Raw genomic sequence first — 22,415 nt, 5'->3', positions numbered from 1 at the left:
TGCAGGAAGGCATCTTGTTGTTATCGCAACTGACAAGAACACGCCTGCGTTCTATGATGAGCGTTCATTCTCTTGCCGTTGATGCTCTATGGCTGACTCCTTATATTTTTGCGCACTGTCTCATGAAGGCATCCTGGCGATTCGCGGAGCGGACGCGGGAAAATTCCTGCAAGGCCAAGTGACTTGCAACATCAATTATCTCAATGCAGAAACATCCAGCCTGGGTGCTCGCTGTACGCCTAAGGGAAGAATGGTTTCGAGCTTTCGCATCGTGCAAATCCAGGAAGGATACCTGCTGGCGATGGCGAAGGAATTAGTAGAGCCGCAGTTGACGGACCTAAAGAAATACGCAGTGTTTTCCAAGTCGACGCTGGCAGACGAAAGTGCTGAATGGGTGCGATTCGGCGCCAGTGTTGAGACAGCGCAGAAAGCATTGCCGTCATTGACTCTTCCCGAACAGGTTAATGGTGTTGCTCATTTTGACGGCATGTTGGCGATACGTCTGAGTGGACAGCGTATCGAAATCTGGACTCCTAGCGCGCTTGCTGAGTCCTTCCATCAGCAATTAAGCAGCATAGCGCCTGAGATCGCCCTAGAGCACTGGCTGCTGGGCCAGATACGCGAGGGAATCGGACAGGTGTTCGGCCCCACCCGCGAGCTGTTCATTCCTCAAATGATCAACCTGCAGGCCGTGGATGGCGTCAGCTTCAAGAAAGGCTGCTATACCGGTCAGGAAATCGTCGCACGCATGCAATACCTTGGGCGACTGAAGCGCCGACTCTATCGCCTAAAGGTAGACGCTGATACACCAGCGCCTGGCACCGAGCTGTTTTCTCCGGTGCATAATAGCAGCGTGGGAGAAGTAGTATTGGCTGCGCGGGATGACGGTAGAACAGAGTTTCTGGCTGTTTTACAAATCGATGCGAAAGAGGATGGCCGCATTCATCTCGCATCTAACGAGGGCCCCGTGTGCGAGCTCTTGGATCTGCCTTATGTAATCGATACGGATCGCGAAATTCAACGCTGACGTATCAGACGAATGCTTTTCGAGGGATAAAGAATGATCATGCTTGCCGAACAGGTAGCTCAAGAGCTCAACGAGGCCATTGAAAACGATCAGCTGGTTCTGCCAACGTTACCTGAAGTGGCCCTGCGTGTTCGCGAGGCCGCCGAGGATCCGGATGTCACAAGCGCTGACATGGGCAAGCTCATCGGCAACGATACGGCATTGACGGCGCGAATCATTAAGGTAGTAAACAGTCCGCTGCTCAGAATTAGCAACGAGATCACGGATCTTCACACCGCTATCAATCGGCTAGGTATCAACTACACCTGCAATCTTGCAATCGGACTTGCAATGGAGCAGATGTTCCAAGCTACTACCGACGCGGTTGATCATAAGATGCGTGAGGTATGGGCTAAAAGTACGGAAATCGCGGGCATCAGCTATGTTCTGTGCAAGCACTTCACTCGCCTTTCTCCCGATCAGGCTGCACTGGCGGGCCTGGTGCATCAGATCGGTGTGCTACCCATCCTGACGTATGCCGAAGAACACAGTTCACTGCTGGCCAACTCGCTGACACTGGATCGTGTAATCGAGGAAATCCATCCCAAGATAGGAAAGCGGATTCTGAAAGCCTGGGATTTCCAGGAGTCCATTGTCAACGTGCCTCAGGATTATCTGGACTTCGAGCGCAATACGCCCAAGATGGATTACGCCGACATTGTTCAGGTTGCTTACCTGCAGAGCCTTAGCGGCACGGAGCACCCCTTGACTAAAATGGACTGGACGCCTATTGCTTCCTTCAGAAAGCTGGGGCTGGATCCTTCTACCGACATCAAGGCCGATGAGGATCTAGGGGAAGCACTGGAACAGTCCAAGCACTTCCTTCAATAGGCCGTCCAATCGATATTGGGGATCACGCGCTCGTCAGGGAATACAACCCTTACACGCAGCCCTCCCGCCGCGCCATCATGCAAGGTTATAGCAGCCTGATGAGCGCGGCAGATCTCTCCCACGATAGCCAATCCCAACCCGGCACCGCCCCGCTGAGGATCCAGCCGGTGGAATCGCTCGAAAACGTGCGCTCGCGCATCGGCAGGAATACCCGGGCCATCATCCTCGACCTCAAGAATACAGGGTGTGAGCACCCGGATTATGACCGTACCATTTTCAGGCGTGTGAGCCAGTGCGTTATCAATAAGGTTGGATAACAACTCATTGAGTAAGGTCGGCTCGCCCTTTACCCATACCTCAGCTTCCGCTTCCAGCTCCAGCGAGACACCTCGCTTATAGGCCAACGGCGCAAGCGCAAGACCAAGATCTCTGGCCAAGGCTCCCAATTCGATGCGCTCTGCTCCACCTTCGGCAATGGCCTGTGCCCCGCTTTCGATCCTTGCCAGGGACAGGAGCTGATTGGCGAGATGAGCCAAACGGTCTGTATTGCGCTGGGCATCAAGCAGGGTTGCATGCCATTGCTGCGGGCTCTGCTCACGAACACCCAGCTCAAGACGAGCCTTTAGCGCGGCCAGTGGTGTACGTAATTCATGGGCGGCGTCGGCAATGAACTGAGCCTGACGCTCGAAGAGCCCTCTCAGCCTGACCGTAAACTGGTTCAATGCGCTTACCAAGGGAAACAGCTCCCGCTGAATCACCACCCTAGGCAGTGGACGCAAATCGTCCGCCTGACGCTCCTCAACCGCAGCCCTTAATCGCTCAAGCGGCTGAAGCGCTACGCTTACAACCCACCAAACCAGCAGCAAAGCTCCCACGGAAAGAAGGCAGAGCCGCAACAAGGTATCAACCAGCAGGCTACGCGCCATGTTTTCACGAGCCTGCTCTGTCTCCGCTACCCGTATTTCAGCCATGCCGTTCATGTTGGTTTCACTGACCGGCTGCATCAAACTGACAACTCGTACACCTTGCCCCCGGTACTGTCCGTCATAGAAGCGCGCCAAGGCAGGATAGTCCTGAGTCAGCGGCGTACCCGGAGGCGGTGGCGGAAGATTTTCGTACCCGGAGGTCAGATGCCCTTCAATGTCGAGCACCTGATAATAGATTCGGCCGGCACTGTCATAAGCAAAGGTATCCAGCGCGACATAGGGCACATCGGCCCTCAGGGTACCGTCCTCTGCGGACAGCCCGGCTGCGATGGTTCGGGCTGATGCCAAAAGCGTCCTGTCATAGGCGGTGTCGGCAACCTGCCGACCATTGATATAGGCGCTAAGGCTGCTCACGATCAATAACAAGGCCAGCAAGACAGCCAGACGGCCAAGCAATCGACCTCGCAGACTGCCCTCGATGACAACACTGCTATTGGCTTCAGAACTTTCCGGGCTTACCCGCACGCCTTCCCTGCGCTCAAGCACCTGAAAACTCCAGCAAGTAGCCCAGCCCTCTAAAGGTCACGATACGAACAGCACTGGCCTCAAGCTTCTTGCGCAAACGATGTATGTAGATTTCGATGGCTTCAGGGCTGGCTTCTTCATCTAGACCAAAGACCTGGGAAGCCAGTTGTTCCTTACTCATCACCCGACCGGGGCGGGCAATCAGAATGCCAAGCACTGCCTGCTCACGCGAGGTCAGGGTCAAGGGTTCATTATCAAGCGTGAAGCGTCGGGTGTTGAGGTCATAGACGAGCGGGCCGCAGCGCTGTTGGCGCTCACCGCCCAACACACTGCGTCGAAGCAGCGCCTTGACTCGAGCTTCGAGCTCGGTAAGTTCGAAGGGTTTAGCCAGGTAATCGTCAGCCCCTAGGTTAAGCCCCTGAACCCGATCCTTCACTTCCCCGCGCGCCGTCAGCATCAATACCGGCAAACGGTTACCCCGCTCACGAAGACGGGCCAGGATTTCGAAGCCATCCATTCGCGGCAACCCAACATCCAGAATGGCCAATGCGTATTCCTCACTTGCCAGTGCCAGGTCAGCAGCGACACCGTCATTGATGACGTCGACAGTCCAACCTTCTCCCTTCAGCGCCTGTGCCACACTTTCAGCCAGTGACAGATGATCCTCGACGAGCAAGATACGCACTCGATTCTCCGAAATCGTGTTAGATCGTCTCAGTGTACCCAGAGCGACTGATAAATGGTCTAGATCCTTTCAGATTGAAAGCTTCGTGAAAGCTTGTGCCACTACGATCAGGTTAATAAGCCTTATACGCACCAAAGGCCTTACAAAAACAACAATACGGAATCCCATCATGCAGACCCGTCGCGTACTCGCCTCGTCGGAAACTCTTCCGCCCTACCCTACTTACGCACTTCGCCAGCCGCCAGGCTCGCTACCTGTTTACGTATCAGTTTTTAACTGACGCAAGATTGCTTCAGCAATGGAATCACGCTGCTCCGTTGCCGTTCCGCACTATAAAAACAAAAGGAGATAACCATGGCCCTATCCCTACGCCCCCTGGCAATCGCTGCTGTTGCAGCAATGCTCTCTACACAGCTGCAAGCTGAACCCAAACGCCCTGAATGTATTGCACCAGCCTCTCCAGGCGGTGGTTTCGACCTGACCTGCAAACTTGCCCAGAGCGCGCTGGTAAACGCCAAGCTGCTAGAAAAACCTATGCGGGTTACCTACATGCCAGGAGGTGTAGGCGCAGTAGCTTACAATACCGTCGTGGCACAACGACCCAAGGAAGGCGGAACGATCGTTGCGTTCTCAAGCGGCTCCCTGCTCAACCTGGCACAGGGCAAGTTTGGCCGCTTCGATGAAAAGGCCGTTAAATGGCTGGCAGCGGTAGGAACCAGTTACGGTGCCATCGCCGTAAAGAATGATTCCCCCTACAAGACCCTTGGCGATCTGGTCGAAGCGCTTAAAAAGGATCCAGGCAAAGTGGTCATTGGCTCTGGCGGAACCGTCGGTAGCCAGGACTGGATGCAGACCGCCCTCGTTGCCAAGGCTGCGGGTATCAATCCGCGTGACCTCCGCTATGTCTCACTGGAAGGCGGTGGCGAGATCGCAACGGCTCTGCTGGGTGGGCATATTCAAGTAGGCAGTACGGATATTTCTGACTCCATGCCTCACATCGAGAGCGGTGATATGAGAATCCTGGCGGTTTTTTCCGAAAACCGTTTGGATGAGCCTGCCATGGCCAACATCCCCACCGCTCGCGAGCAGGGGTACGACATCGTATGGCCTGTAGTGCGCGGCTATTACCTCGGCCCGAAAGTCAGTGATGAAGACTATAACTGGTGGAAAGCCTCCTTCGACAAACTGCTGGCTTCGGATGACTTTGCCAAACTACGCGACCAGCGTGAGCTTTTCCCATTTGCCATGACTGGCAGTGAGTTGGATGCCTACGTACAGAAAGAAGTTGCCAAGTACCGGGGCATGGCCAAAGAGTTTGGCCTGATCCAATAACACTACCTGACGCTCCGCGCAGGCGGAGCGTCCGAGGGAAATGCCATGCTTTTTCAACGTCTCTTTCTGGGCGTCTGGCTAATTGCCGGCCTGGTCATGATGTACCTTGCCCTGGATTATCAGGCACCGTTCTCTTACGAGCCGGTCGGCCCCCGCGCCTACCCCATGTTGATGCTGGGACTGATGTCAGCAGGGCTGGCTTACCTTCTGATCAAGCCTACGCCAATTGATCACGCCCATGACGAACAACCCATGGATGCACCGACTGCGCGCAAGGTAGTCAGCTGCGTTCTGCTGCTACTGGCTTACGCCCTGCTGTTCGAGCCATTCGGCTTTGTTCCCAGCAGCATCGTTGCAGGCTTTCTGTTTGCTCGACTCTATGGCGGGCGCTGGTTGCCCAGCCTCGTGACCAGCATTGTCATGTCCATCTGCCTATACATCCTGTTCGATCGCATTCTGGACGTTCCACTGCCCTTGGGCATCCTAGACGGCCTGGAGATCTAAGATGGAAACCCTGAATTTTCTTGCCCAAGGCTTTGGTGTTGCCTTAACGCCTACCAACCTTATTATCGCCCTGATCGGTACGCTGATCGGAACCGTGGTTGGCCTGCTCCCAGGCTTAGGCCCTATCAACGGGGTGGCCCTGTTGATCCCGGTAGCGTTTGCGCTAGGTCTGCCGCCTGAATCCGCTTTGATTCTTTTGGCAGCGGTTTACCTTGGCTGTGAATATGGCGGACGTATTTCGTCGATTCTACTGAACATCCCGGGCGAAGCATCAACGCTCATGACCACCCTGGACGGCTATCCGCTGGCTCGTAAAGGATTGGCCGGCGTAGCCCTGTCCTTGTCGGCCTGGAGCTCCTTTATTGGCGCCTTCGTGGCGACATGCGGCATGGTACTGTTTGCCCCGCTGCTGGCTAAATGGGCAATTGCCTTTGGCCCAGCTGAATACTTCGTGCTGATGGTCTTTGCCATTGTCTGTCTGGCAGGCATGGCGGGTGACAAACCCGTCAAAACGCTGGTCGCCTCGTTGCTAGGGCTTTTCCTGGCGGCCATCGGTATTGATGCCAACAGTGGTGTTTATCGCTTCACCTTTGACAGCATCCATCTGGCAGACGGCATCCAGTTTGTTGTGCTGGTCCTGGGCCTGTTTTCGGTAAGCGAGGTGTTATTGTTGCTTGAGAAAACCCACCATGGCCAGGAAGCTGTCAAGGCAACAGGTCGCATGCTGTTCAACTTCAAGGAAGCCAAGTCGGTATTTCTGACCAACCTTCGCTGCGCTGTTGGCGGTTTTGTCATGGGTGTATTGCCCGGTGCGGGTGCGACGCTGGCCAGTGCCTTGGCCTACATGACTGAAAAGCGCATGGCTGGTGAAAAGGGTGAGTTTGGCAAAGGAGACCTTCGCGGCCTTGCTGCGCCAGAAACCGCGATCGGTGCGTCCTGCTGTGGCGCCATGATCCCTATGCTGACACTGGGTGTTCCAGGGTCGGGAACGACAGCAGTCATGATTGGCGCCCTTACGCTGTACAACATCACTCCTGGCCCGCTTCTGTTTCAGAACGAGCCTACGCTGGTCTGGGGTCTGATCGCTTCGCTGTTCATTGCCAACGTGATGCTGCTCATCCTGAACGTACCCATGATCAAGGTTTTCACCAAGATCCTGGCCGTGCCGAACTGGGCATTGGTCCCTATCATTGCCATCATCACGTCAATTGGCGTCTATGCCGTGCATGCGACAACGTTTGACCTGATCCTCATGGTGATCATCGGAATCATTGGATACATCCTGCGCAAGCTGGACTTCCCATTGTCGCCGCTGCTGTTGGGCTTCATTCTGGGCGGCCTCATGGAGCAGAACCTGCGCCGGGCGCTTTCGATCTCCAATGGCAGCATGGACATTCTATGGTCCAGTGGCATCAGCCAAATCGTATGGCTGCTGGTCATCGTCATGTTGATCCTGCCGATAGTTCGCATCTGGCGTCGTCGCTCTCTTCGCCGTAAAGCCAACTTGGCCAACGCGTGATAAAGGCAAAAACCAAACAGTGAAGCGTTTCTGTCACACGTTGATCGTCTCGCTCCGGCCCTGGTGGATGACTCCCCTGGCCGGAGCGGCCGGAGGATACTTGGCCAGTCTCGCGCACTGGCCCCTTCCCTGGATGATCGGATCACTGCTTGGAGTTATCGCTATCCGCTGCTGTGGCTGGCTGACTCAGGAAATGCCTCACGCGCGCAAAGGAGGCCAATGGGTGATCGCCACAGGCATTGGACTGCACTTCAACCAGACCATTGTTGAGCAAATTGCAGCGCACGCGCTGATCATTGTGCTTGGCACGGTGCTGACCGTCACCGCCAGTGTGATAGGCATCGTCTTATTACGACGCGGCGGCGAGGACCGTGCAACTGCTTTTTTTGCCAGCATGCCTGGGGGCGCCAATGAAATGGTCAATCTGGCCAAACGCAATGACGCCGTACTGGCTCGAGTGGCCGCTGCTCAGAGCCTGAGAATGGTGTTTGTGCTGTTAAGCGTTCCGGCAGCTTACAAGTATTTATTTGGTGGCGAGCATGCTCTTGTTTCGCACACTATTGAAGTCAGTTTTTCTTGGTTATTGCCCATCATGGTGGCCGGTGCCGGTCTGGCATTCATCTTTCAAAAGCTGCGACTGCCAAACGCCTGGCAATTGGGCGCTCTCCTGACCAGCATTACAGCCAGCGTGACATTCAATTTGAATATCGGCTTACCTGCAGGAGCGGGGGACATCGGCCAGTGGCTCATTGGCAGCTCACTAGGATGCTATTTCGATCGCCCCTTCTTTCGCCAGGCGCCCGCCTTCATGGCACGCACGGTGTTGGCTACCTGCTTGGCCATCCTCATTGCCACCCCTATTGCAATGGGACTGGGCTGGTTGACCGGACTCGATGCCCGCTCGCTTTTGCTGGGGATGGTACCTGGAGGTATCGCCGAGATGAGCCTGACCGCCGAAGCATTGCATTTGCTGGTACCGCTGGTCACCGCCATGCAGGTGCTTCGGCTGCTGCTGGTTCTTTTCCTGGCACAACCGGTCTACCGGCTCTGGATGCGCCGAGCGACTGACTAGCGACTAGCCCTTGCCCAACGCCTTTTTGGGATAAATATCGTAGCGACTGGATTTGCCATCCAGACTATAACTGGGCTTCGCCCCCTCGATAGGAGGCGCCTTGCGTGGACGCTTCACCACCACGCGATGACTGGCCAACCCGAGGGCAGCCTCAAGCAAGGCTGGTGCGTCAGGATCATCACCTACCAAGGGACGAAAAATGCGCATTTCCTTTTTTACCAGCGCCGACTTATCACGATGGGGAAACATGGGATCGAGGTAGATCACCTGAGGAGCCTCATCCATCTTCCGCATCAGCTCAATGGCATTTCCCTTGAGAAGGGTCATGCGCGCCACGATAGCGCCGACTTCCTCGTCGCCTGTTGCACGCCTTAGACCGTCCTCAAGCAGAGCAGCAATCAAGGGCTGGCGCTCGATTAATGTGACCGCGCAGCCCAGCGTCGCCAGAACGAAGGCATCACGGCCAAGGCCGGCCGTGGCGTCGAGTACACTCGGACGTATGCCTGTGCCAACACCGACAGCCTTGGCAATCATCTGCCCACTGCCGCCTCCAAACCGTCGCCGATGCGCTGCTGCACCTTCCAAAAGATCAACCCGCACCGGTCCTGGCGCATCTGGGCCACGCTGAACCAGTTGAAGACCCGACTCCCCCAACTGAAGCACAAAATCCGTCTCAGGCGCTTGAGTGACAGGCAGGCCTAGCTGCAAGCCCAAGGCATCTGCCTGTCCCTGCCATGCGGCATCAAGCGGTTGGATGGAAACGGCGACAGCACTTGGATCAGTAATCATGACAAGGTCAATCAAGAAACAAAGCCCGCATTTTGCCAGAGCGCTGCCGGATAGGCACGCTTAACGGCACACATGGAAGCCCCCCATGTCGAGATGAAAGTGGTCATGGTGCGCCGCGTTGTAATTTGGAGACAGCGTCGTGTTAAAGGATTTACAGGCTCCTTCTCGAAGCAAATGTAAGAACCGTGCCTTGCTATCGTCCCCTTTCCAATCACGCGCTACGGTAATGCGCTGTCCGCTCTCCAGGCGAAAGCCAGCCAAGTCCAACGCATTGGCGGTAGCATGCTCACTACGACGGGCATTGGCACGATGATAGATATTGCGGCAGGCGAAACTTCCAAAATGCTCGACACTGGCGACACGCTGCCCGAAAACGGCCTCTGCTGCTGGTTGTAACGTGTGCAGTTCAAACAAGGCGTAGGCTGTTGCTAAAGGACATGTCGCAAGGAAACTGCCGCTGAAGGCTACATTGGAGCGTTGCACCCTAACGACATTCTCCAGCGGGCACTGCTTGGTCCCGGCATTAGCAGGCATCTGGGCGTAGCGCAGCGGTGACGTCTGCAACGCCTGTGCGCATAGCTCAGGATCGTGTTGCAGCCTCATCAGCTTGTATCGGGTCAGAAAATTGGGTGGCTGTCGCACATCAAGCGGCTTAAATGGATTCCATTGAGGCGGAACACGGATCCAGTCATAGGCCAGACCGATCCCGGCCACCAGAATGATCAAGCACATTAGAGCAAAGACGTAACGCATACCTGTCCTGACAGTGAGCGGTCATGACTGGCGTATATGATCTGGCTTACAGCAAGCCTAGCTGCTCGACAGGCTCAGCCATGACTGGCAATGGCGGTAGTTCCGGCAAGCGCTCCTGCAGTTGCGCATGAAAACGCATGGCAAGTTCAGGAGCATGACGGTTGTCAGGTGTATGCAGAAATATGTAAGGGGTACGCCCTTCCTTGATCCACTCTGCAAATTTATTCACCCAAGGTTCTAGATAGATATCATTGGCCTCAAGTTCCAACCGACCAATGAAGCGGATCTGTGGTGATTGGGTAAAAGCAGGAACACGGACAGGCACGCGAGGCTTTTTGGCTTGCGCGTCACGAATGACATCGGAGACCGGTTCGCTACTGAACAAGGCACGGGAATCCAGTCCGATACGCTCGACATTTCTGGCCATCAGCAAATTGTTGAGCTCACGCTCAGCCATACCCTTGCTGAAAAAATCGTCATGTCGCACCTCTACTGCTATTCGCCCTGAGGAAGGCAGTGCATCCAGAAAATCAGCCAGCTCGGCCAGTCGATTCGGACCAAAGTTTGAAGAAAACTGAAGCCAGTATGGGCTGACACGCCTCCCTAACGGGACCAGCAGCTGCATGAAGGAATGCGCATGGGATAAGCAGGCTCTTAGATCACCGTCATGGCTGATCTCGCGAGGAAACTTGGCGCAGAAGCGAAAGTGATCCGGCATCAACTCAGCCCATCTCGATACCGTCTCGACAGAGGGCTCGGCATAGAACGTGGTGTTTCCCTCTACCGCATTAAACACCTGAGCATAGCGCGGAAGAAATTCCGAGGATCGTGTAGATGCTGGATAGAGTGAACCTCGCCAGTGAGGATCACTCCATGATGGGCAACCAATATAATAAGGCAGCATCAAGCTTCAGACATAAAAGTCCAGGCCTACTACCTGAGCGGCCCCGGTATCTCGTGGCAGCATGGCAATGCTATCGTAACTGGCAATGGCCCGTGCGCTACGGGCGCTGATCGGCTGTTCATAGAGAACATATTCCCGCGCTGTCAGCAGCTGAGCATCACTGGTCACTTCATCATCTGGCTGCGTTGACTCGACTCTGCGAATCAGTGGCGCAGTACCCAACCCCTGCGAGGAAACATTACCCGTAGCGGGCTGCTCACGACGGACTTCTTCCTCATTCTGTATCTCATGATACGAGCTGTCCGCCCGATTACGACCAGGACGATCTAATGAGTAAGAGGAAGTGTAGCTATCGATACGCATGATTAATGCCCTTTTGCCAGTATCGCCACTGTATGAGATCACCTGCGCTTAGCAAACTATCTCAAATACCATACGGTCGATGAAATCAGCAGTTCATCTGTTGACCTCAGTAATACACACAAGGTTTTACCGCCTGTCGCCTGTTGCTGTCGAGGCCGGATCAGCGTGGCTGCTTAGGCATGGCAACTTGATCACGCAAATAGACAGGCTGCGCTTCTTCTGCTGGTACGGCGCCTCCCTGACTCCATGCATACGTCGCCAGGGTCAGGATATCCTTGGCATGGGGCAGAAGATTACCATCCGTTTCGGCAACAGAAGCGGCTATGCGGCCAACATACCCCCATCCTGTACCAGCCCCAAACCATTCTCCTGCACTGCCTGCTGGAAGCTGCACCTGCTCGGGAGGAAGCACCGCTTCAACTCCAACCAGTTGCATCACCTCCTGCTCCAAGCGATAACAACCCCAGTAGACCTCATCCATACGTGCATCGATAGCGGCGGCTACCTGATTAACGCCTCGCTCACGATAAGCCCGCTGCGCCAGTGCAGCCAGATTGGATACCGGCAGCACTGGCCGGTCCAGACCGAAAGCCAGGCCTTGAACAACACCAATCGCAATACGCACGCCGGTAAATGCGCCAGGACCGCGACCGAATGCGATGGCGTCTATGGCCGTTAGCGCAAGTTCTGATTCAGCCATGAGTTCTTGAACCATGGGCAGCACTTTCTGTGCATGCATACGGGGAATCACTTCATAGCGGCACATGACGCTTCCTTCATGGAGGAGCGCAACAGAACAAGCTTCGGTAGCAGTATCAATGGCCAACAACGTAGGCATCGGTGGTATCCAGACAAAACAGCAAAGTCTGCCAGTATAAGTTCCAGAAACGACAACGGCCATCCGAAGATGGCCGTTGATCGAATCTCTAATGCTTACAAGTTGCCGGCTTTCTTGACGCCATCTTTGACATCGCCAACCACCTTTTGGCCTTTACCCTTGATCTCTTGGGTATCGCCTTCATTCTTGAGGCTCTGATTATCGGTGGCCTCACCTACACCTTGCTTGGCTTTACCCGCTACTTCGTTCGCAGTGCCTTTGATCTTATCTGTTGTGCTGCTCATAGCGTTCTCCTAATTTCGTTGTGTGCCTTATTAGGACTGAGCGCAAGACAGAGGAGTTCAACTATTCTTATTTGAGAGGCTGGCTTTTGCTTTTTTGCATTTTCCCTTCAGATACCAAAAACGGCCCTGAAAGGACCGTTTGGCAACAGATGGAAACGCCTTTACTTGAGCGCTTCGAGTACCTTGGCCGTAATCGATTCGACCGACCCGACACCTTCAACCCGGCTGCACTTCGGCGTACCTTCAGCATCTGCTAGCTTCTGGTAGAAGTCTACCAGCGGCTTGGTCTGGGAATGGTACAGATCGAGACGCTTACGTACGGTTTCTTCTTTGTCATCTTCACGCTGAACCAGATCTTCTCCGGTTTCGTCGTCTTTACCTTCGACTTTCGGCGGATTGTAGAGCGTGTGGTACACACGACCTGAAGCCGGATGTACGCGACGACCCGACATACGCTTGACGATCTCTTCATCATCCACGGCAATTTCAAGCACGTGATCAATGGTGACGCCAGCATTCTTCAGCGCCTCGGCCTGTGGAATGGTGCGAGGGAAACCATCAAAGAGGAAGCCGTTGGAGCAATCGGCTTCCAGAATACGCTCGGAAATCAGGGCAATAATGATTTCGTCGGAAACCAGGCCACCACTGTCCATGACGCCTTTGACCTGCTGACCTAGCGGAGTCCCGGCTTTGACGGCAGCACGCAGCATGTCCCCAGTGGAAATTTGCGGAATGCCAAACTTCTCGGTAATGAACCGAGCCTGAGTACCTTTACCGGCACCGGGCGCCCCTAGCAGTATCACGCGCATGCACGTCGCTCCTTAAATGATGGTATCCAGGACTTGCCTTGAAGTGGCCCGCTCAACAGAGCCATTGCGATCCTCAGGCTGTCTCGATGTTTTATTTGGCCGTTTGACGGTCAAGGGGATTCAAAATACACAGCATCACGAGGGGGCACAAGCCACTAAAAGTCGCAGGGATTTATTCGTGCTTTCCAGATGAAATGGAAGGATTGCCTGGCTGACCGTCCTGCTGCTCGCTCATGAGGAGCAGACAGGACGTTTTCAAACAACAGAACCGGCCCTCAACCCGTATTGCGAAGGCCTGCCGCAATGCCTGCAACGCTGACCAGCAGGGCCTGATCCAGGGGGCTTGCCGTGCCCTCTCCAGCCTGTCGAGAACGTTCCAGCAGCTCGATTTGAAGCAGGTGTAGCGGATCAAGGTAGATATTACGTACGGCAATGAACGCCCGCGTTTGAGGGTTGTGAGCCAGCAGCTCGGCCTGGCCGGTCAGACGCAGTACAGAGCGCTCCGCCTGCGACAACAGGTCGCGGAGCTCTTGCCCTAGCGCACGCCACTGCTCCGGCACCAACTGCTCGTCATAGAGCCGGGCAATGTCTCCGTCAGCCTTGGCTAAAACCATTTCCAGCATATCGATGCGAGTACGAAAGAACGGCCAGCGCTCACGCATCTGCTGTAACCGCTGTTCATCACCCCGCTCCAAGGCCCTAGCCAACGCTGTTTCCCAGCCCAACCAGGCAGGCAACATCAGGCGGGTCTGTGTCCAGGCAAAAATCCAGGGGATGGCACGCAGGCTTTCCACCCCGCCCTCACGACGCTTCGCCGGGCGGCTGCCCAAGGGCAGACGGCCCAGTTCCTGCTCAGGCGTAGCCCTGCGGAAGTAGTCAACAAACTGAGGATGCTCCCGCACCACGCCACGATAAGCCTTCAGGCTGTCTGCAGCCAGACGATCCATGTCAGCCCGCCACTCCGGCTCAGGGACTGGAGGCGGCTGTAATGTAGCCTCCAAGACAGCAGCCAGGTAAAGGTTGAGATTCTGCCGCGCGATATCGGGCTGACCAAACTTGAAGCGTATCATCTCACCCTGCTCCGTTACCCGGAAACGGCCGCAGACCGAACCTGGCGGCTGCGAAAGGATCGCCTCATGGGCAGGACCGCCACCGCGTCCCACCGTGCCTCCGCGCCCATGGAACAGGATGAGTTCGATACCCTGCCGGCTGCAGATGTCTACCAAGGCTTCCTGGGCACGATACTGCGCCCAGGCCGCAGCCAGGGTTCCTGCATCCTTGGCCGAGTCGGAATAGCCGATCATGACCTCTTGGGGCCCCTGAAGCCGTTCGCGATAGCCCGGCAGCGCCAGCAGGCTTTCAATGACCTCGCCTGCATGATCAAGATCATCCAGTGTCTCGAATAAAGGTACCACCCGCATGGGTCGACGTACGCCTGCTTCCTTGAGCAAGAGTTGCACGGCCAGGATATCTGACGCTGAGCCCGCCATCGATATCACATAGGACCCCAGCGCTGCTGCAGGTGACTCGGCAATTACACGGCAGGTTGCAAGCACTTCGGCAGTATCTGCTGAGGGCGTGTAATCCGGTGCCAGCAAGGGTCTGCGATTGGAAAGCTCGGTCTCCAGAAACGTCAGCCGACGCGCTTCATCCCAGTCGGCATAGCTGCCAAGCCCCAGATATTCTGTAATTTCGTTCATGGCTGACGCATGACGGGTCGAATCCTGACGGATATCCAGCCGCACCAGAAAAAGTCCGAAGGTAGTAGCGCGACGCAACGCATCCAACAACGGCCCGTCAGCGATAACGCCCATTCCGCAAGCATGGAGCGACTCATAGCAGAGCTTGAGAGGCCCCAGGAGCTCTTCATTATGCTCAAGCACCCCTGTGCTGGGGATATGAGGCTCATGAACGGCTCGGGCAGCCCAGTCGCGCGTGGCTTTGAGTCGCTCGCGTAGTTGCTTGAGCAGGGCGCGGTACGGCTCAGGTGTATCACCGACCTCTGCCATGAGTTCAGCCGAGGCACGCTGCATGGAAAGCTCCGATGCAAGACGGTCTACATCACGCATGTACAAGTCGGCCGCCATCCAGCGTGCCAACAGCAGCACTTCGCGCGTTATCGTAGCCGTTACATTCGGATTCCCATCACGATCGCCGCCCATCCAGGAAGCGAATCGAACAGGCGTTGCCAGCAACGGCAGACGTTCTCCAGTAGCCTCCTGTAAGGTTTCGTCTACTTGTCGCAGCAGTCTGGGTACTGCATGCCAAAGGGAGTTTTCAATAACTGCGAATCCCCATTTGGCCTCATCGACAGGCGTGGGCCGCTGTCGGCGAATCTCTTCGGTATGCCAGGCTTCCGCAATGAGGCGGCGCAGTCGCTGCTGCACCTCGTGCCGCTCGGCAGCCGTCAAATCATCGTGATCCTGGGCGGCCAGCTGTTCGGTAATCTCCTCGTACTTCTGAATCAGCGTTCTGCGAGCAACCTCCGTTGGATGCGCCGTGAGAACCAACTCGACACTCAGCTGAGACAGCTGCTCGGCAAGCTTTGGCCCAGTGTGCCCCGCCTGTTTGAGCCGGGACAGAACTTCCTGGAGCACCCGGTCTTCCAGCGGTGCCGGCTCGCCAGCGCTACGCCGACGGATACGGTGATACTCCTCGGCGATATTGGCCAGGTTCAAGAAATGATTGAAGGCTCTGGCAACTGGTAGCAGCTCGGACTCATCCAGCGAATTGAGCGTCTCGGACAGCTGTCTTTCGCCACGGAGCGACCCGCCACGCGAAGCTTTCGCGCCCTTTCGGATACGCTCGATCTTTTCCAGAAAGGCAGGACCATACTGATCGGAAATGGTCTGCCCTAACAGCTCTCCCAGTCGGTGAACATCTTCCCGCAGACGAACATCAATCTCGACGACCATGTTTATCCCTCTTTCGTTGTTCTCTTTGTTGTTCTAGCACACCTGCGCCAGGGACCTCGTACGACACTCTGCTGTCTAGCTTTTGTAGAACTGCAACGAAACGGTCAGCCGAAGGAGATTCTCATGAAGATCAGCGAGCTCGTACAGGAATGGGAGCAGAACGCTACAGGCCGTATGGCCCACGCACACTACAACTTGGTTCTGGACCTTGAATCCGCGGCCCGGTTGCATGCCCTCCACGAAATGTATCCAAAGCGTAGCGTAGAAGAACTCTTGGCTGAGCTGGTAGGCGCGGCGCTAGAGGAGCTTGAAGCCAGCTTTCCCTATGTCAAGGGACAGCGAGTCGTAGCAACGGACGAGCTGGGTGATCCACTTTATGAAGATGTTGGCCCTACGCCACGCTTTCTGGAACTGTCGAAGAAGCACCTGGCTGAGCTCAACAAAAACGATTCGTCCACATGATCGCTAGACGCACAATAACCCTAGCCAGAACAAGCCATTAGCTGGATTGAAATGCCGTTTTACCGCTTAGCGTGCTATGGATTTTTAGACAAGGGATGAACATTTCGTGACTTGAAGCGGTCCATACGTTAGCCAGTAAATGAGAGGCTTTTTGTCAATAACCTTCGATCCGATAAATAGCGAAGGTAATAAAAGGCCTCGGCCACCCTGTCAGCCAGGGAACAATTTAGCTGTTTGGACTATTAATGGAGCTGAGCCCTATGAATACATTGACTGCCAAGAAATCGATACAGAAGGCCTGTGGTCTGAAATTCGCTGCACTGGCGCTAGGCAGTGCACTGATCCTGACCGGCTGCGCAGGTGATCCGCCTAGTGAGCAGATGGCCGTTACTCAATCCGCAGTCAATGAAGCGGTAAGTGGTGGCGGCAATCAGTACGCTCCGCTGGAAACCAAGTCTGCCCAGGACAAGTGGACACAGGCTCAAACAGCACTGAACGAAAAGAACTACGAAAAAGCCAAGCAATTGGCCGAGCAGGCCGAGTGGGACGCACGTCTGGCAACTCGCAAGACTCAGGCTGCCAAGGCTGATGCAGCCCTCCAGGACGCTCAGAAGAGCATTCAGCAGATCCGCGAGGAAGGGATGATCAACGGCGAGCTGCAGCAAAAGCAGAACCAACGCCAGCAATAAGCTGACCCATCCCCTATTCCCGTCTTATGCCTAAAGGATGAATGTTATGCGTAAACAGTTTCTTATCCCTGCCGTATCTGCCCTGAGCATCGCCCTAGCTGCCTGTTCGACTCCACCAAACCCGAACCTTGAGAAGGCCCAGGCTGACTATGCAGCACTACAATCCCAGCCTCAGTCCTCTCAGCTGGCTGCGCTGGAAACCAAGGATGCTGGTGACTGGGTAGACAAGGCCAGCCGCGCTTACCGTGAAGGCGACAAGCAGGAGAAGGTCGACCAACTAGCGTACCTGGCCAACCAGCGCATTCAACTGGCCATGCAAACTGTCAAGCTGCGCATGACCGAGCAGCAGTTGCAAGGTGTTGACGCACAGCGTACCCAGGCTCGTCTGGATGCCCGTACTGCGCAGCTCAAGCAGCTGCAAAGCCAGCTTAACGCCAAGCAGACGGATCGTGGTACTGTCGTAACCTTTGGCAACGTACTATTCGATCTGAACCAGGCCACACTTAAGCCCGCAGGCATGACCAACGTTCAGCAGCTAGCCAGCTTCCTGCAGCAGAACCCAGAACGCCAGGTCATTGTTGAAGGCTACACTGATAGCACAGGTTCCGACTCGTACAACCAGCAGCTGTCCGAGCGTCGTGCGAATGCTATCAAGACCGCGCTGGTCAGCATGGGCATATCGCCTAATCGCATCGTAACCCGAGGCTATGGCAAGGCATTCCCGGTAGCTAGCAACTCTACCGCAGCTGATCGCGCCATGAATCGTCGCGTAGAGGTTACTATTTCCAACGACGCGAATCCGGTTGCACCACGCATGTAATAGGTGACCGTCCTAAAAGCCCGGCTAATACCGGGCTTTTTTATGGGCGGGTGATCAATCAATGAGCGTAGCGTTAGTTAATACCTCTGCCATTTCAGTGGAGAACGCTACGAGGATGACTTCACGAACCGAGCTGCCTTCCGGTCTGGGCTCTTGGAGAACGGATACCGCAACGCGTGCCGCTTGCTCCGCAGGATATCCATAGACACCACAGCTGATCGCAGGAAAGGCCAGGGTACGGGCATCGATACTTTCAGCCAGCGCCAACGTGTTTCGATAACACCGCGCTAACTGCTCGGGTTCACCTGAATTGCCTCCGCTCCAAACCGGCCCGACGGTATGAATGATGAAGCGGGCCTGAAGATTGAAACCAGGCGTAAGCCTGGCCTCTCCAACCGGGCATCCGCCCAGTCGTCGGCAATACTCCAAGAGCTCAGGACCCGCTGCCCGGTGAATCGCGCCATCAACGCCACTCCCGCCTAGCAGACGCTTATTCGCCGCGTTGACGATGGCATCAACATCCAACGCGGTAATATCCCCTCGCCATACCCGAATTTTCATTCAAACCTCTACGAGCGATGGATGGCTATTCACTGCCTTTCTCGCCTTGCGCCTTGGTCGTTGCTTCATAGACGCGCTCAGCGAGACGTGAAAAAGGGAGCGTTTGGACCCATACGGAGCCGTGTCCTTTTAGAGTTGCCAATACCAAGCCCTCACCGCCAAACAGCATACTGCGTAGGCCGCCTGCCAAGCCAATGCTGTAATCGATACCTTCGGTGAAACCAACCAGACACCCGGTATCAAGCCGGAGCGTTTCCCCATTGAGCTCTTTGCGAATGACCGTACCGCCCGCGTGCATGAAGGCCAGACCATCACCCTCCAGCTTTTCCAGAATGAAACCCTCACCACCAAAGAAGCCGGCCCCTAGGCGGCGGGTAAACGCTACGCCTACACGCGTACCTAGCGCAGCACAGAGGAAGGCATCGCGCTGACAGAAAAGCGTACCGCCAATAGCTGAGAGGTCAACCGGCACAACGTGTCCTGGATAAGGCGCAGCGAAAGCCACATGACGCTTGCGCTTCCCCTCATTGGTGAAGTGCGTCATGAATAGCGATTCGCCGCCCATCATGCGTTTACCAGCGCTCCATAGCTTGCCCAGCACCCCGCCGGATCCGTCCCCCATGCGGGCGGTGAAATCAATATCCTCCTCCATATAAGTCATGGCACCTGCCTCGGCGATAACGGTCTCGCCGGGATCAAGTCCGATTTCCACCGCCTGCATGGACTCGCCAATGATGCGGTAATCGATCTCATGACTGGGCATGGCTTACTCCTGTAAGCCGACACAAGGCGTCGGCGTGGTCAAATGATATTGGCGTAATCCGCTTCGATTCGATCCAGGCTGAGATGGTTCAGGAAGTTGGAAAAACACATCCAGGCCGATAAGGCATTGAGATCCTGGAATTGGGGCGGCAGGTATTTGGGCGGCGCGACCAGACCCTCTTCAACCAGCTGGCTCAGAATGCGCATGTCTTCCAGGGTGGTCTTGCCACAAAACAACAGGGGAATCTGCTCTACCTTGCCCTTACGAACGGCCAGCTGAATATAGTTGTAGATGAGAATGAAGCCCTTGAGATAGGAGAGGTCTTTGGTAAACGGTAACTCGGAAGGCGTAGAACCGCGGAATACGCGACTGGCATTCTGGTAACCATCCTCCAGGCTGTAACCCTGCTCCTCATAGAAGCGGAAGACATCCAGAAAATCAGCACCCTCCTCTGCCATGTGAATAGCACGGGTACGATTGGTTAGCTTGCGCAGGCGTGAAGGGTAAGAAGTAAAGGCAATGACCTCCATGAGGATAGCCAAGCCTTCCTGCGTAACGGTGGACGATGGCGGTCCTTTCGAGAGAAAGGTGCAGATCGGCTGATTCTGACCGTTCAGTGTTGTCCCAACATGGACCAACCCTTCATGAACCTCCAACGCACGAATATCACGTTCGTTGAACATGGCGTCCGCCCGGATCTTGATGTAATCCGCGCCTGCGGCAGCGTCGGCAACGATTCCATCTGATTCGAACACACGGATAGTGCCTTCGTCTTCTCCAAATACTGCATTCAGGCGCTGCTGCAGCATCGGTGCAGCTTCCTTGGCGCTGAGTGTCTTGGGCTCGTCTTTGAGATCGCTGCGCTTATCAATGTTGTTCAGATAGTCCGACATCATCATGCCTAGATCCGCCAGAGTCGGGTCACCGGCATGAAAGGCATCGGACGCTGCCCCATAGAGTTCCTGGGAGATCAGGCCAAAATCTCGCGTCCCTCGCGCCTGAAGCATCCGCACGACCATGCGGTACTCACGGCACATACGCCGCATGATTTGCCCCACCGGGCTGAATTGCCCCAGGTGCCGGGTCACTTCCCGCTCGATGCTTTGAAACTCGCCCTTGACCTCATCCGGGTCAAACCCCAACGGCCGCTGCTCATAGTAGGCGCGATCCACCAGGGGTAGCATCTTGCCCTTGCCATCGAGAAAGCGCTGTTTGACCTCATCATCCCACTTCACCGCATCGAGAATCCGGATGGGGGCCTGGGCCGCCACGATACGATCGGAAAGCGTGCGAATCGTCTCTTGGTACTGGTTTTTCACCTTGCGTGAATTCATGCCCACCTCATTACAGGGAAGACAAACCCTGACGTATGCAGGATAGCGTATCGACTGCCTGGGTAGACGGCGGTTCGACAGATCTCGGTACGCCAGAAATAAAAGAACCGCCATAAAGGCGGTTCTTTGTTTACAGCAACTGCTTACAGCGGGCGCATATGCGGGAACAGAATTACGTCACGGATCGACGGAGAGTCGGTCAACAACATGACCAGACGGTCGATACCGATGCCCTCACCTGCCGTTGGCGGCATGCCGTACTCCAGCGCCGCCACGAAGTCGGCATCGAAATGCATGGCTTCGTCATCACCGGCGTTCTTATCGGCCACCTGAGCGTGGAAGCGCTCAGCCTGGTCTTCCGCATCGTTAAGCTCGGAATAGGCGTTGGCGATTTCACGGCCACCGATGAACAGCTCGAAGCGGTCAGTCACACTTGGATCGTCGTCGTTACGACGGGCCAGCGGAGAGACTTCGAACGGATACTGAGTAATGAACGTAGGCTGCTCCAGTTTGTGCTCGACCAGCTCTTCGAAAATCATGGTTTGTAGCTTGCCAAGCCCTTCGAAGCCTTTGACGTCCGCACCGGCCTTCTTGGCAATCGCACGTGCTTTCTCGATGTTGCGCAGATCATCAGCGCTGATCTCAGGGTTGTACTTCAGGATCGAGTCGAACACGGACAAGCGTGCAAACGGCTCACCGAAGTGGAAGACCTTGCCTTGGTATGGCACATCGGTGGTACCCAGAACCGCCATGGCCAGCTCGCGGAACAATTCCTCGGTCAGGTCCATGTTGTCTTCGTAATCGGCATACGCCTGGTAGAACTCAAGCATGGTGAATTCGGGGTTATGCCGAGTCGATACGCCTTCGTTACGGAAGTTGCGGTTGATCTCGAACACGCGCTCGAAGCCACCTACTACGAGGCGCTTCAGATAAAGCTCTGGAGCAATACGCAGGAACATATCGATATCCAGCGCATTGTGATGCGTCTCGAAGGGCTTGGCCGCCGCACCGCCTGGAATGGTCTGCAGCATGGGCGTTTCGACTTCGAGGAAGTCACGATCCCGCAGGAACTGGCGAATGTGAGCGATCACCTGCGAGCGTACACGGAACGTATGGCGGACGTCGTCGTTGACGATCAGGTCGACGTAGCGTTGACGGTAGCGCATCTCGGTATCGGTCAGGCCGTGATGCTTGTCAGGCAGAGGACGCAGAGACTTGGTCAGCAGACGAACATTGTCCATGTCTACATACAGGTCGCCCTTGCCGGAGCGGGCCAGTGTGCCCTCGGCCGCGATGATATCGCCCAGATCCCAGGTCTTGATGGCTTCCAGCGTTTCCGCTGGCAGCTTCTTGCGGTCTACATAAACCTGAAGCCGGCCGGTCATGTCCTGAAGAACCATGAACGCACCGCGGTTGAGCATGATGCGGCCAGCAATCTTGACCTTGATGCCCGCTTCGGCCAGCTCTTCCTTGCTTTTGCCTTCATAGGCCTTCTGCAGATCCGCACAGTAGCTGTCGCGGCGGAAGTCATTCGGGAACGCGATGCGCTGCTCGGCGCGCAGGGCTGCAAGCTTTTCCTTGCGCTGGGCAATCAGCTTGTTGTGTTCCTGCTCTTGGGCATGTTGGTCTAAAGGTTGTTCGCTCATGGTCTGGGTATTTCCATCACGGGAT

At 55.6% G+C, this 22,415-nt stretch carries 23 protein-coding genes; 9 read left to right on the top strand and 14 right to left on the bottom strand.

Going from position 1 to position 22,415, the window contains the following annotated elements; translation table 11 throughout:
- The first annotated feature begins 88 nt into the window (after positions 1-88).
- Both ygfZ and AC4LF3_RS06450 read left to right on the top strand, forming a co-directional pair.
- Positions 89-1,027, top strand: a complete 939-nt coding sequence (gene ygfZ, locus AC4LF3_RS06455; RefSeq protein WP_404627784.1) for a CAF17-like 4Fe-4S cluster assembly/insertion protein YgfZ — start codon at positions 89-91, stop codon at positions 1,025-1,027.
- Positions 1,028-1,060: 33 nt separating this feature from the next.
- Complete coding sequence (locus AC4LF3_RS06450) at positions 1,061-1,897, top strand: HDOD domain-containing protein (protein ID WP_491834965.1); 837 nt, start codon at positions 1,061-1,063, stop codon at positions 1,895-1,897.
- Here AC4LF3_RS06450 and AC4LF3_RS06445 read toward each other — a convergent pair.
- Both AC4LF3_RS06445 and AC4LF3_RS06440 read right to left on the bottom strand, forming a co-directional pair.
- The gene (locus AC4LF3_RS06445) at positions 1,891-3,303 is read right to left on the bottom strand and encodes a sensor histidine kinase (RefSeq protein WP_376749616.1); all 1,413 of its coding nucleotides are present in this window, start codon (positions 3,301-3,303) and stop codon (positions 1,891-1,893) included. The two genes, AC4LF3_RS06450 and AC4LF3_RS06445, sit on opposite strands and share 7 nt — an antisense overlap.
- A gap of 58 nt (positions 3,304-3,361) precedes the next feature.
- Positions 3,362-4,033 (bottom strand): response regulator, encoded by a 672-nt coding sequence (locus AC4LF3_RS06440; protein WP_010797627.1) that lies wholly within the window; start codon positions 4,031-4,033, stop codon positions 3,362-3,364.
- A 348-nt stretch (positions 4,034-4,381) separates the two neighbouring features.
- Between AC4LF3_RS06440 and AC4LF3_RS06435 the strand changes: the two genes are divergently transcribed.
- From AC4LF3_RS06435 to AC4LF3_RS06420, 4 genes are all read left to right on the top strand, one after another.
- A complete protein-coding gene (locus AC4LF3_RS06435; protein ID WP_173869112.1) occupies positions 4,382-5,365 on the top strand; it encodes a Bug family tripartite tricarboxylate transporter substrate binding protein in 984 nt (327 codons plus the stop codon).
- 45 nt (positions 5,366-5,410) lie between these two features.
- Positions 5,411-5,869 (top strand): tripartite tricarboxylate transporter TctB family protein, encoded by a 459-nt coding sequence (locus AC4LF3_RS06430; RefSeq protein WP_122043119.1) that lies wholly within the window; start codon positions 5,411-5,413, stop codon positions 5,867-5,869.
- Between the two features lies 1 nt (position 5,870).
- Positions 5,871-7,388, top strand: coding sequence for a tripartite tricarboxylate transporter permease (locus tag AC4LF3_RS06425; RefSeq protein WP_010797624.1), 1,518 nt, complete (start codon positions 5,871-5,873; stop codon positions 7,386-7,388).
- Between the two features lie 67 nt (positions 7,389-7,455).
- Complete coding sequence (locus AC4LF3_RS06420; protein ID WP_491836258.1) at positions 7,456-8,460, top strand: AbrB family transcriptional regulator; 1,005 nt, start codon at positions 7,456-7,458, stop codon at positions 8,458-8,460.
- Between the two features lie 3 nt (positions 8,461-8,463).
- Here the strand turns inward: AC4LF3_RS06420 and AC4LF3_RS06415 are convergent, their stop codons facing one another.
- From AC4LF3_RS06415 to ppc, 8 genes are all read right to left on the bottom strand, one after another.
- Positions 8,464-9,249 (bottom strand): class I SAM-dependent methyltransferase, encoded by a 786-nt coding sequence (locus AC4LF3_RS06415; RefSeq protein ID WP_010797622.1) that lies wholly within the window; start codon positions 9,247-9,249, stop codon positions 8,464-8,466.
- A gap of 60 nt (positions 9,250-9,309) precedes the next feature.
- A complete protein-coding gene (locus AC4LF3_RS06410; protein ID WP_491834964.1) occupies positions 9,310-10,002 on the bottom strand; it encodes an extensin-like domain-containing protein in 693 nt (230 codons plus the stop codon).
- A 46-nt stretch (positions 10,003-10,048) separates the two neighbouring features.
- Positions 10,049-10,906, bottom strand: coding sequence for a DUF72 domain-containing protein (locus AC4LF3_RS06405; protein WP_313551966.1), 858 nt, complete (start codon positions 10,904-10,906; stop codon positions 10,049-10,051).
- Between the two features lie 6 nt (positions 10,907-10,912).
- Entirely contained in the window at positions 10,913-11,269 is a 357-nt protein-coding gene (locus AC4LF3_RS06400; RefSeq protein ID WP_010797619.1) for a hypothetical protein, read from the bottom strand.
- 160 nt (positions 11,270-11,429) lie between these two features.
- The gene (tsaB, locus tag AC4LF3_RS06395; RefSeq protein WP_491834963.1) at positions 11,430-12,107 is read right to left on the bottom strand and encodes a tRNA (adenosine(37)-N6)-threonylcarbamoyltransferase complex dimerization subunit type 1 TsaB; all 678 of its coding nucleotides are present in this window, start codon (positions 12,105-12,107) and stop codon (positions 11,430-11,432) included.
- 95 nt (positions 12,108-12,202) lie between these two features.
- Positions 12,203-12,391, bottom strand: a complete 189-nt coding sequence (locus AC4LF3_RS06390; RefSeq protein ID WP_010797617.1) for a CsbD family protein — start codon at positions 12,389-12,391, stop codon at positions 12,203-12,205.
- Positions 12,392-12,552: 161 nt separating this feature from the next.
- The gene (adk, locus tag AC4LF3_RS06385; protein WP_010797616.1) at positions 12,553-13,200 is read right to left on the bottom strand and encodes an adenylate kinase; all 648 of its coding nucleotides are present in this window, start codon (positions 13,198-13,200) and stop codon (positions 12,553-12,555) included.
- Positions 13,201-13,475: 275 nt separating this feature from the next.
- The gene (gene ppc, locus AC4LF3_RS06380; protein WP_150347770.1) at positions 13,476-16,115 is read right to left on the bottom strand and encodes a phosphoenolpyruvate carboxylase; all 2,640 of its coding nucleotides are present in this window, start codon (positions 16,113-16,115) and stop codon (positions 13,476-13,478) included.
- A gap of 123 nt (positions 16,116-16,238) precedes the next feature.
- On the opposite strand from ppc, the gene AC4LF3_RS06375 reads away from it, so the two are divergent.
- The 3 genes from AC4LF3_RS06375 to lptF all read left to right on the top strand — a co-directional run bounded on the left by AC4LF3_RS06375 (position 16,239) and on the right by lptF (position 18,086).
- Positions 16,239-16,577: a hypothetical protein gene (locus AC4LF3_RS06375; protein WP_010797614.1), complete on the top strand. Its 339-nt coding sequence runs from the start codon at positions 16,239-16,241 to the stop codon at positions 16,575-16,577.
- Between the two features lie 245 nt (positions 16,578-16,822).
- Positions 16,823-17,266 (top strand): DUF4398 domain-containing protein, encoded by a 444-nt coding sequence (locus tag AC4LF3_RS06370; protein ID WP_026004043.1) that lies wholly within the window; start codon positions 16,823-16,825, stop codon positions 17,264-17,266.
- Between the two features lie 46 nt (positions 17,267-17,312).
- Positions 17,313-18,086 (top strand): lipotoxin F family OmpA-related lipoprotein LptF, encoded by a 774-nt coding sequence (gene lptF, locus AC4LF3_RS06365; protein ID WP_010797612.1) that lies wholly within the window; start codon positions 17,313-17,315, stop codon positions 18,084-18,086.
- Between the two features lie 54 nt (positions 18,087-18,140).
- Here lptF and AC4LF3_RS06360 read toward each other — a convergent pair whose 3' ends face one another.
- The 4 genes from AC4LF3_RS06360 to lysS form a co-directional block, all read right to left on the bottom strand.
- Positions 18,141-18,647: an O-acetyl-ADP-ribose deacetylase gene (locus AC4LF3_RS06360; RefSeq protein ID WP_150347771.1), complete on the bottom strand. Its 507-nt coding sequence runs from the start codon at positions 18,645-18,647 to the stop codon at positions 18,141-18,143.
- A gap of 25 nt (positions 18,648-18,672) precedes the next feature.
- On the bottom strand, positions 18,673-19,410 hold the full coding sequence (locus AC4LF3_RS06355) for a TIGR00266 family protein (RefSeq protein WP_010797610.1): 738 nt from the start codon (positions 19,408-19,410) through the stop codon (positions 18,673-18,675).
- A gap of 38 nt (positions 19,411-19,448) precedes the next feature.
- Complete coding sequence (locus AC4LF3_RS06350) at positions 19,449-20,744, bottom strand: flavohemoglobin expression-modulating QEGLA motif protein (RefSeq protein ID WP_491834962.1); 1,296 nt, start codon at positions 20,742-20,744, stop codon at positions 19,449-19,451.
- Between the two features lie 143 nt (positions 20,745-20,887).
- Positions 20,888-22,390 (bottom strand): lysine--tRNA ligase, encoded by a 1,503-nt coding sequence (gene lysS, locus AC4LF3_RS06345; protein WP_286787062.1) that lies wholly within the window; start codon positions 22,388-22,390, stop codon positions 20,888-20,890.
- Between the last annotated feature and the right edge of the window lie 25 nt (positions 22,391-22,415).

The sequence above is a fragment of the Pseudomonas sp. C2.3V genome, from assembly GCF_058536325.1.
Note: the sequence above shows the minus strand (reverse complement) of the source record. Positions and strands in the feature narration are given on the sequence as shown.